This is a genomic window from Ramlibacter sp., from assembly GCF_041916345.1.
Classification (GTDB): Bacteria; Pseudomonadota; Gammaproteobacteria; order Burkholderiales; family Burkholderiaceae_C; genus Ramlibacter.
In genome coordinates this window covers 34073-42862 of record NZ_JAYRZR010000031.1, presented here as the reverse complement: position 1 = coordinate 42862, position 8790 = coordinate 34073, and the positions used below count along the sequence as shown (strand labels likewise).

The following is an 8790-nucleotide window of genomic DNA, read 5'->3' as shown; positions in this document are numbered from 1 at the left end:
ACGCCTTGGCCTCGCCGCCGAACTTCGTCGACAGCACCGTCGTGATCGCCGCCGTCAGCGTGGTCTTGCCATGGTCCACGTGGCCGATCGTGCCCACGTTGACGTGCGGCTTGGTCCGCTCAAACTTACCTTTTGCCATTTTTCGACTCCGAAAAAAGTATCTAGACGATCACGCAACCGGGTGCGCGGCTTCGCGCGCACCCTGATATGGTGCCCATGGCGGGAATCGGACCCGCGACCTCTCCCTTACCAAGGGAGTGCTCTACCACTGAGCCACATGGGCGAAATCTCTTCGCCGGAACTGCTGCCTTGCCTGGAGCGGGAGACGGGAATCGAACCCGCGTCATTAGCTTGGAAGGCTAAGGTTCTACCATTGAACTACTCCCGCTGAGGGGGTGGTTCCAGGCACCACGACTTGACAGCAATTCCTTCATTTCACTTCGCCAGACAGACGCCTTGACCCTGAGGATCGGCGCCTGGTGGAGGAGGTTGGATTCGAACCAACGTAGGCGTAAGCCAACAGATTTACAGTCTGCCCCCTTTAGCCACTCGGGCACCCCTCCGGCGAACCTCGAACTATAGCACGGGTGTCGCGCCTCGTTGCAAGCCCTGATTGGGCGAAGTGCGGTCCGACGCTGACACCGGCCTGTCACCGAAAGGGATCCGTGATCCCGCGCACAGCGAGCCACGCGCGCGCCTGCGCGAAATGGCCGCTGCCGATGAACGGTGCGGGCGGCCGCCGGGCCGCCAATGGCGACGGATGGTTGCACTCGAGCAGCAGGATCTCGCGCTGGTGTGCCGCGGCCTGCTGGCGGATCAGACCCGCCTTGGCCTGGGCATGCGCGCCCCAGAGGAGATACACGCAGGGGGATGCGGTGGCCGCCACGCGGGCCAGCAGGCGATCCGTGAGGGCCTCCCAGCCCTGCCGGGCGTGGCTGGCCGGCGCGCCCTGCTCCACCGTGAGGATGGCATTGAGCAGCAACACGCCCTGGCAAGCCCAGTGCACCAGCGAGCCGTCGGCAGGCGCGACGCCCGCCTCGGCGAGGATGTTGCGCAGCGAAGGCGGAATGCGCACGCCACGCGCCACCGAGAAGGCGAGCCCTTCGGCCTGGCCGGGGCCGTGGTACGGATCCTGGCCGAGCACCACCGCATGCACATCGGCCACGGGGGTCAGCCGCAGCGCCCGCAGGGGGTCCGGCGGATAGATCACCGCACGCGCGCGCAACCGCTCACGCAGGAATGCGTCGAGTCGCACCCCCTCTGGGCTGCGCAGGAAGGCCGCCACCTCGTCGTGCCAGCCTGGCGCCAGCGCGTCCAGGCCAGGCGGCCAGGCGCGCAGACCGTCTTGCGGGGCCGGCTCGAACGGCAGGGCCGCCTGGGCCACGCTCAGCCGAACAGCGCCGCCAGCGCCGCGCCCGGATCATCGGCGCGCATGAACGCCTCGCCGACCAGGAACGCATGGACGCCGGCTGCGCGCATGCGCTGCACATCCTGCGCCGACAGGATGCCGGACTCGGTGACCAGCAGCCGGTCCGCCGGCACCTCGGGCAGCATGGCCAGCGTGGTGTCCAGGCTCACCTCGAACGTGCGCAGGTTGCGGTTGTTGATGCCCACCAGCGGCGTCTTCAGCCGCAGGGCACGTACCAGCTCCTCGCGGTCGTGCACTTCCACCAGCACGGCCATGTCCAGCCCGAGCGCGATCGATTCCAGTTCGGCCATCTGCGAGTCGGTGAGGCAGGCGGCGATCAGCAGCACGCAGTCCGCCCCCATCGCGCGGGACTCGTAGATCTGGTAGGGGTCGACCACGAAGTCCTTGCGCAGCACCGGCAGGTCGCACGAGGCGCGCGCCTGCTTCAGGTAGTCCGGGCTGCCCTGGAAGAAGCTGCGGTCAGTCAGCACCGACAGGCACGCAGCGCCGTGCTCGGCATACGACTGCGCGATGTCGGCGGGAATGAAATCCTCGCGCAGAACACCCTTGCTGGGGCTCGCCTTCTTCACCTCGGCGATCACCGCCGCCTGGCCGGCCGCGATGCGCCGCCGCAGCGCGCCGACGAAATCGCGCGTGAGCACGCGGCTGAGCGCGTCCTCGCGCATCGCCTCCAGCGGCTTCTTCTTGCGCGCCGCCCCGATCTCCTCGTGCTTGACGGCGACGATCTTCTGCAGGATGTCGGACATGGCTCAGGCCGACAGGGACTTGGAGGTGGCGACGAGCTGGTCCAGCCGGGCGCGCGCGGCCCCCGAGGCCAGCGCTTCCCGCGCACGGGCGATGCCAGCCCGGATGTCCGCCACCACGTTGGCCGCGTAAAGCGCCACGCCGGCGTTGAAGACCACGATGTCGCGCGCCGCGCCGGGCTGGTTGTCCAGCACCGACACCAGCAGCTGGCGCGACTGCTCGGCCGTCTCCACCTTCAGCGTGCGATTGCTCGCCATCGGCAGATCGAAGTCCTCCGGGTGGATCTCGTACTCCGAGATCTCGCCGTTCTTCAGTTCACCCACCATCGTGGCGGCGCCCAGGCTGACCTCGTCCATGCCGTCGCGGCCGTAGACGACCAGCGCATGTTCGGCACCGAGCCGCTGCAGGGCGCGGACCTGGATGCCCACCAGATCGGGGTGGAACACGCCCATCAGGATGTTCGGTGCGCCCGCCGGGTTGGTGAGCGGCCCGAGGATGTTGAAGATGGTGCGCACGCCCAGCTCCTTGCGCACCGGCGCCACGTTCTTCATGGCCGGGTGGTGATTGGGCGCGAACATGAAGCCGATGCCCACCTCGGCCACGCAGCGCGCGATCGCCTCCGGCGAGAGGTTGATGTTGACGCCCAGGGCTTCCAGCACGTCGGCGCTGCCGCTCTTGCTGGAGACGCTGCGTCCGCCGTGCTTGCTGACCTTGGCGCCCGCGGCCGCCGCGACGAACATCGAGCAAGTGGAGATGTTGAAGGTGTGCGAGCCGTCACCACCGGTGCCCACGATATCCACCAGGTGCGTGCGGTCGGCCACGTGGACCTTGGTGGAGAACTCGCGCATCACCTGCGCGGCGGCGGTGATCTCGCCGATGGTCTCCTTCTTCACGCGCAGGCCGGTGATGAGTGCGGCCATCATGACCGGCGACAGCTCGCCGCTCATGATCATGCGCATGATCTTCAGCATCTCGTCGTGGAAGATCTCGCGGTGCTCGATCGTGCGCTGCAGCGCTTCCTGGGGGGTGATGGGCATGACGGGCCTCGATGGCGGTTAGCGGGAGGGATTGTCGGACAGGGCCAGGCGGATGCCGAAGCCGATGAACAGCACGCCGGCGACGCGGTCCAGCCACTGCATGCCGCGCTGCACGCCATCGCGGCGTGCCATCCAGGCCGCCGCCAGCGCGTAGCCGGAGTTGATGGGCACGCTGTTGAGGTTGAACAGGGTGCCCAACAGCACGAAGGCGAGCGCCTTGTTCTCGACCTCGGGGCCGATGAACTGCGGCACGAAGGCGAGGAAGAAGATGGCCACCTTCGGATTCAGCACGTTGGTCCAGAAGCCGCCGAGGAAGACCTCGCGCAGGCTGGCGGGCGGCCGCGCCGCGGCCAGCGCGGCGAGATCCGGCGCCTGCTGCGGCGAGCGCGCCAGCAGCAGCTTCACGCCGACCCACACCAGGTAGGCGGCGCCAGCCCACTTGAGCACCGTGAAGGCAGTGGCCGAGGCCGCCAGCAGCGCACTCACGCCCGCGGCGGCCGCGAACACGTGCACGAAGCAGCCGGCGGTGATGCCCAGCCCGGCGACCACACCCGCGCGCACCCCCGCACGCAGCGCGTGGGTCACGATGTAGAGCACGTCCGGCCCGGGCGTGAGGTTGAGCAGCCAGCCGGCCGCGATGAAGAGCAGGAGGTGTTGCAGATCGGGCATCGGGCGGTCCTCAGGCGCGGAAGAAGGCGCGGATGGCGGCCACCGCACGATCGATGCCGGCGGCGTCGACATCGAGATGCGTCACGAAGCGCAGCCGATACAGGCCGGTGGCGAGCACGCCCTGTTCACGCAGGTGCGCCATCAGGTCGGCCGAGCGTTCGCGTGCGGCCCCGGTGAGATCGACGAACACGATGTTGGTGTGCGGCGGCACCACGGCAAGGCCCTCGATGCCTTGCAGGCCGTCGGCCAGCCGCCGGGCCAGTGCGTGGTCCTCCGCCAGGCGATGCACGTGGTGGTCCAGCGCATGCGAGGCCGCCGCGGCCAGCACGCCGGCCTGACGCATGGCGCCGCCGGCCATCTTGCGCACCCGTCGCGCGCGGGCGATCAGCTCGCGCGGGCCGCACAGGGCAGAGCCCGCCGGCGCGCCCAGGCCCTTGCTGAAGCAGACCGACACGGTGTCGAAGCCCTGGACGATCGCCCGCGCGGCGCCTTGCGGATCGGCGGCGTCCATCGCCACGGCGGCATTGAAGAGCCGAGCGCCATCCAGGTGCGTGCCCAGGCCGCGCCCATGCGCCAGCGCGGTCGCCTGCCGCAGATAGTCCAGCGGGATCACCTGGCCGCCCAGCGTATTCTCCAGCGCGAGCAGCCGGCTGCGCGCGAAATGCGGGTCGTCGGGCTTGATGGCGTCGGCGATGTCGGCCAGCGCCAGCGTGCCGTCCGGCTGGTGCGCCAGCGGCTGCGGCTGCACGCTGCCGAACACCGCGGCACCGCCGCCCTCCCAGCGGTAGCAGTGCTGCATCTGACCGACGATGTACTCGTCGCCGCGCTGGCAGTGCGAGAGGATGGCGCACAGGTTGCTCTGGGTGCCGGTGGGCACGAAGAGGGCCGCCTCGAAGCCCAGCAGCGCCGCGATCCGCTCCTGCAGGGCATTCACGCTCGGGTCGTCGCCGAACACGTCATCGCCCAGCGGCGCGCGTGCCATGGCCTCGCGCATGGCCGCCGTGGGCTGGGTCACGGTATCGCTGCGCAGGTCCACCGTCTTCATGCGGCCGGCTCCAGGAAGTTGCGCAGCATCGCGTGACCATGCTCGGTGAGGATGGACTCCGGGTGAAACTGCACGCCCTCGATCGCCAGCGAACGGTGGCGCACACCCATGATCTCGCCGTCGTCCGTCCAGGCCGTCACCTCCAGCTCGGCCGGGCAGCTGGCGCGCTCGATCGCCAGCGAGTGGTAGCGGTTCACGGTGAACTGCTCGGGCAGGCCGCGGAACACGCCCTGCCGCGTGGTGGTGATCACGCTCGTCTTGCCGTGCATGAGTTCGCGCGCGCGGACGATGCGCCCGCCGAAGGCCGCGCCCACCGACTGGTGGCCCAGGCACACGCCCAGGATGGGTAGCCGCCCGGCGAAGTGGCGGATCGCCGCCACCGAGATGCCCGCCTCCGCGGGCGAGCAGGGACCGGGGGAGATCACCAGGCGGTCGGGCCTGCGCTCGGCAATGCCCTCGACGGTGATCTCGTCGTTGCGGAACACCTCCACCTCGGCGCCCAGTTCCCCGAAGTACTGGACCAGGTTGTAGGTGAAGCTGTCGTAGTTGTCGACCATCAGCAACTTGAGGCGGCTCATTCCAGACCCTCCTCGACCAGCTCGGAGGCGCGCAGCAGCGCACGCGCCTTGGCCTCGGTCTCCTTCCATTCCAGCTCGGGCACCGAATCGGCCACCACGCCCGCGGCGGCCTGCACGTACAGCGTCTGGTCCTTCACGATGCCGGTGCGGATGGCGATGGCCACGTCCATGTCACCGGCATAGCTGATGTAGCCACAGGCGCCACCGTACAGGCCGCGCTTGTTCGGCTCGAGCTGGTCGATCAGCTCCATGGCATGCACCTTGGGCGCGCCGGTCAGCGTACCGGCCGGGAAGGTGGCCTTGAGCACGTCCATGTTGGTCATGCCTTCGTTCAGGATGCCTTCCACATTGCTCACGATGTGCATCACGTGGCTGTAGCGCTCCACCACGAAGGCCTCGGTCACCTTCACGGTGCCCGTCTTCGCGATGCGGCCGATGTCATTGCGCGCCAGGTCGATCAGCATCACGTGCTCGGCGCGCTCCTTCGGGTCGGCCAGCAGCTCCTGCTCCACCGCGCGGTCCACTTCCGGGGTGGCGCCGCGCGGGCGCGTGCCGGCCAGCGGGCGGATCGTCACCTTCTGGCCCTCGGGCGTGGTCTCCTGCCGCACCAGGATCTCCGGCGAGGCACCGACGACATGGAAGTCCCCGCTGGCGCCATCCGCCCCGCACAGGTTGTAGTAGTACATGTAGGGGCTCGGGTTGAGCGAGCGCAGCGCGCGGTACAGCGACAGCGGCGACTCGGTGTAGCGCTTCTTGATGCGCTGGCCCACCTGCACCTGCATGAAGTCGCCGGCGGCGATCAGTTCCTTGGCGCGCTCCACCGCCGCCAGGTAGTCGGCCTTGGCGAACTCGCGCTCGGACGGGAAGCCCTCGGTCTGGCGCACGACCGGCGCGCTGACCGAGTACTTCAGCTGCTCCTTCAGCTCCCGCAGCCGCTTCTTCGCGTTCGCGAAGGCTTCCGGCTTGCCGGGATCGGCATAGACGATCAGGTAGAGCTTGCCCGACAGGTTGTCGATGACCGCCAGCTCCTCGCATTGCAGCAGCAGGATGTCCGGGCAGCCCAGCGTGTCGGGCGGGCAGGTATGAACGAGCTTCTTCTCGATGTGGCGCACCGTGTCGTAGCCGAAGTAGCCAGCCAGCCCGCCGCAGAAGCGCGGCAGGCCGGGCCGCAGGGCGACCTTGAAGCGCTGCTGGTAGGCCGCGATGAAGTCCAGCGGGTTGCCGCGCGCCGTCTCGACCACCTGGCCGTCGGTCACCACCTCGGTGACGGCCTCGTCGCCGAAGCCGCGCGATCGCAGCAGCGTGCGGGCCGGCAGGCCGATGAAGCTGTAACGGCCGAAGCGCTCCCCGCCGACGACGGATTCGAGCAGGAAGCTCAGCCGGCCGCCGCCGCGGGCATGCGCCAGCTTCAGGTACAGGGAGAGCGGGGTTTCCAGATCCGCGAACGCCTCGGCGATCAGCGGGATGCGGTTGAAGCCTTGCAGCGCAAGACTCTTGAATTCAAGTTCGGTGATCAAGTTGAGCCTCCACAAGCTCGGGCGGCGGCAGCCGCCAGGGTCCATTCAAAGTCCCGCCGGGCGCGGAACGCGGGGCACGGGCTGCCCCGTGCGGATCAGGAACGGGCGTGCGCAGGCTTGCGCCAGGGCCAGGCTCCCCGGTCTGCGCAACCTGTGATCACGGTGTGGTGGATGAACACGAGGGGCAGTGTAGCAAAGCGGCTCCGGGCGATGGGCAGCGCACTCTAAACATTTCGTTACCAGCGCAAACCCTCTTGCCAGTCCGCGGCGCGCTTCCCCACAATCCACAAAAGTGAACGACCGTTCTATTTTCAGGAGACATCATCATGAAACTGCTTCGTAGCCTGGTCCTCGGCCTGGGCGCGCTGGTGCTGGCCGCGGGCGCCATCGCGCAGCCCGTCACCGTCTCGGGCGTGAAGTACGACGACGCCATGGACTTGAAGGGCAGCAAGCTGCAGCTCAATGGCGCGGGCATCCGCTACCGCGGCCCGTTCAAGGTGTACACCGCCGGCATGTACCTGTCCAAGAAGGCGGGCACGCCGGAGGAGGCCTTCGCGGCCACCGGCGCCAAGCGCATCTCCATCACCATGTTGCGCGAGATCGACTCCGGCGAACTGGGCAAGCTGTTCACGCGCGGCGTGGAGGACAACATGGAGAAGGCCGCCTTCTCCAAGCTGATCCCGGGCCTGATGCGCATGAGCCAGATCTTCACCGACACCAAGAAGCTCAACCCCGGCGACACCTTCACGATCGACTGGATCCCGGGCACCGGCACGGTCATCAGCGTGCGCGGCGTGCAGCAGGGCGAACCCTTCAAGGAAGCCGAGTTCTACACCGCCCTCATGCGCATCTGGCTGGGCCCGTCGCCGGCCGACTGGAAGCTGAAGGAAAACCTGCTGGGCAAGCAGGCCTGAGCGGGGCATGGCTCAGCGCGGGCGCCGGGCGCCCACGCGCTGCCAGGCCGCCGGCAGATCGGCCATCGAGTCCACGAAGGCGTCGGCATCGACGCCCCGCACCGGCTCGCCATGGTTGTAGCCGTAGGTGACCAGGATCACCGGGCAGCCCGCCGCGCGGGCGGCCGCCGCATCGTTGCTGGAGTCGCCCACCACCAGCACACGGCCCGGCTCGCAGCCCAGCGCCGCGCAGGTGCGCAGCACCGGCAGCGGATCGGGCTTCTTGCGCTCGAAGGCGTCGCCGCCGAAGACGGCCTCGAAGTCATCGGCCACGCCCAGCCGTTGCAGCAGTTCGCGCGCGAACGCCGTCGGCTTGTTGGTGAGGCACGCGCGCCGCAGGCCACCGGCCGCCAGCGCGGCCAGGCCCTCCGGCACACCGGGGTACAGGCGCGCATGCAGGCCGTTCACCTCGCGGTAGGCCGCCTGGTACGCCTGCCACGCTGAACCGTCGGCATCCGGTGGCGCGCCCACGTGGGCCAGCACGCTGGCAATCAGGTGCTCCGAGCCCTTGCCGATGAAGCGCTCCACCACCGCACGCGGCACCGGCGGAAGGCCGAGCGCCGCCAGCATGCGCGCCAGGGCGGCCTGGAAGTCATCCAGGGTGTCCACCAGGGTGCCATCCAGATCGACGATCACGCCCGCGAGGCCGGGCCATCCGGTGCAGGTCGTCACGGGTCGATGGTCATGCCGGATGGCCCCCCGGGCCGAACGTAGGACAAGGCCGACAGCGGCCGGCCGACCTGTCGCCCGGGGAGGCGGGCTGCCGTCCTACAGCGTGCGCGCGGCAGCCGGGCGACCATGGCGGCATGTCCCCCAAC

At 69.1% G+C, this 8790-nt stretch carries 10 protein-coding genes and 3 tRNA genes; 1 reads left to right on the top strand and 12 read right to left on the bottom strand.

The features are described 5' to 3' along the window. The 11 genes from ACE3T5_RS10485 to trpE form a co-directional block, all read right to left on the bottom strand. Window positions 1-139: GTP-binding protein (locus ACE3T5_RS10485; RefSeq protein ID WP_330907415.1), on the bottom strand; the 139-nt coding region annotated here is incomplete at its 3' end. A gap of 69 nt (window positions 140-208) precedes the next feature. After that, window positions 209-283 (bottom strand) — tRNA-Thr (locus ACE3T5_RS10480). 31 nt (window positions 284-314) lie between these two features. Further along, a tRNA-Gly gene (locus tag ACE3T5_RS10475) sits at window positions 315-388 on the bottom strand. Window positions 389-477: 89 nt separating this feature from the next. Beyond that, window positions 478-563: transfer RNA gene (locus tag ACE3T5_RS10470), tRNA-Tyr, on the bottom strand. 86 nt (window positions 564-649) lie between these two features. After that, window positions 650-1384, bottom strand: coding sequence for a uracil-DNA glycosylase (locus ACE3T5_RS10465; RefSeq protein WP_374667273.1), 735 nt, complete (start codon window positions 1382-1384; stop codon window positions 650-652). A 2-nt stretch (window positions 1385-1386) separates the two neighbouring features. Further along, complete coding sequence (gene trpC, locus ACE3T5_RS10460) at window positions 1387-2175, bottom strand: indole-3-glycerol phosphate synthase TrpC (protein ID WP_374667271.1); 789 nt, start codon at window positions 2173-2175, stop codon at window positions 1387-1389. Between the two features lie 3 nt (window positions 2176-2178). Beyond that, entirely contained in the window at window positions 2179-3210 is a 1032-nt protein-coding gene (gene trpD, locus ACE3T5_RS10455) for an anthranilate phosphoribosyltransferase (RefSeq protein ID WP_374667269.1), read from the bottom strand. Window positions 3211-3228: 18 nt separating this feature from the next. Next, the gene (locus ACE3T5_RS10450) at window positions 3229-3879 is read right to left on the bottom strand and encodes a LysE family translocator (RefSeq protein WP_374667267.1); all 651 of its coding nucleotides are present in this window, start codon (window positions 3877-3879) and stop codon (window positions 3229-3231) included. A gap of 10 nt (window positions 3880-3889) precedes the next feature. After that, the gene (ltaE, locus tag ACE3T5_RS10445) at window positions 3890-4924 is read right to left on the bottom strand and encodes a low-specificity L-threonine aldolase (protein WP_374667265.1); all 1035 of its coding nucleotides are present in this window, start codon (window positions 4922-4924) and stop codon (window positions 3890-3892) included. After that, window positions 4921-5502: an aminodeoxychorismate/anthranilate synthase component II gene (locus tag ACE3T5_RS10440; protein WP_374667263.1), complete on the bottom strand. Its 582-nt coding sequence runs from the start codon at window positions 5500-5502 to the stop codon at window positions 4921-4923. Before ACE3T5_RS10440 ends, ltaE begins: the two co-directional genes overlap by 4 nt. Then, window positions 5499-7019 (bottom strand): anthranilate synthase component I, encoded by a 1521-nt coding sequence (trpE, locus tag ACE3T5_RS10435; RefSeq protein ID WP_374667261.1) that lies wholly within the window; start codon window positions 7017-7019, stop codon window positions 5499-5501. Before trpE ends, ACE3T5_RS10440 begins: the two co-directional genes overlap by 4 nt. A gap of 326 nt (window positions 7020-7345) precedes the next feature. On the opposite strand from trpE, the gene ACE3T5_RS10430 reads away from it, so the two are divergent. Next, window positions 7346-7933, top strand: a complete 588-nt coding sequence (locus tag ACE3T5_RS10430) for a chalcone isomerase family protein (protein ID WP_374667259.1) — start codon at window positions 7346-7348, stop codon at window positions 7931-7933. A gap of 12 nt (window positions 7934-7945) precedes the next feature. Here the strand turns inward: ACE3T5_RS10430 and gph are convergent, their stop codons facing one another. Continuing rightward, window positions 7946-8644 (bottom strand): phosphoglycolate phosphatase, encoded by a 699-nt coding sequence (gene gph / locus ACE3T5_RS10425; RefSeq protein ID WP_374667257.1) that lies wholly within the window; start codon window positions 8642-8644, stop codon window positions 7946-7948. Window positions 8645-8790: the final 146 nt, after the last annotated feature.

Coding starts and splice junctions, on each gene's coding strand:
- trpC (WP_374667271.1), bottom strand. CDS start 2,175: ATGTCCGACATCCTGCAGAAGATCGTCGCCGTCAAGCACGAGGAGATC.
- trpD (WP_374667269.1), bottom strand. CDS start 3,210: ATGCCCATCACCCCCCAGGAAGCGCTGCAGCGCACGATCGAGCACCGC.
- ACE3T5_RS10450 (WP_374667267.1), bottom strand. CDS start 3,879: ATGCCCGATCTGCAACACCTCCTGCTCTTCATCGCGGCCGGCTGGCTG.
- ltaE (WP_374667265.1), bottom strand. CDS start 4,924: ATGAAGACGGTGGACCTGCGCAGCGATACCGTGACCCAGCCCACGGCG.
- ACE3T5_RS10440 (WP_374667263.1), bottom strand. CDS start 5,502: ATGAGCCGCCTCAAGTTGCTGATGGTCGACAACTACGACAGCTTCACC.
- ACE3T5_RS10430 (WP_374667259.1), top strand. CDS start 7,346: ATGAAACTGCTTCGTAGCCTGGTCCTCGGCCTGGGCGCGCTGGTGCTG.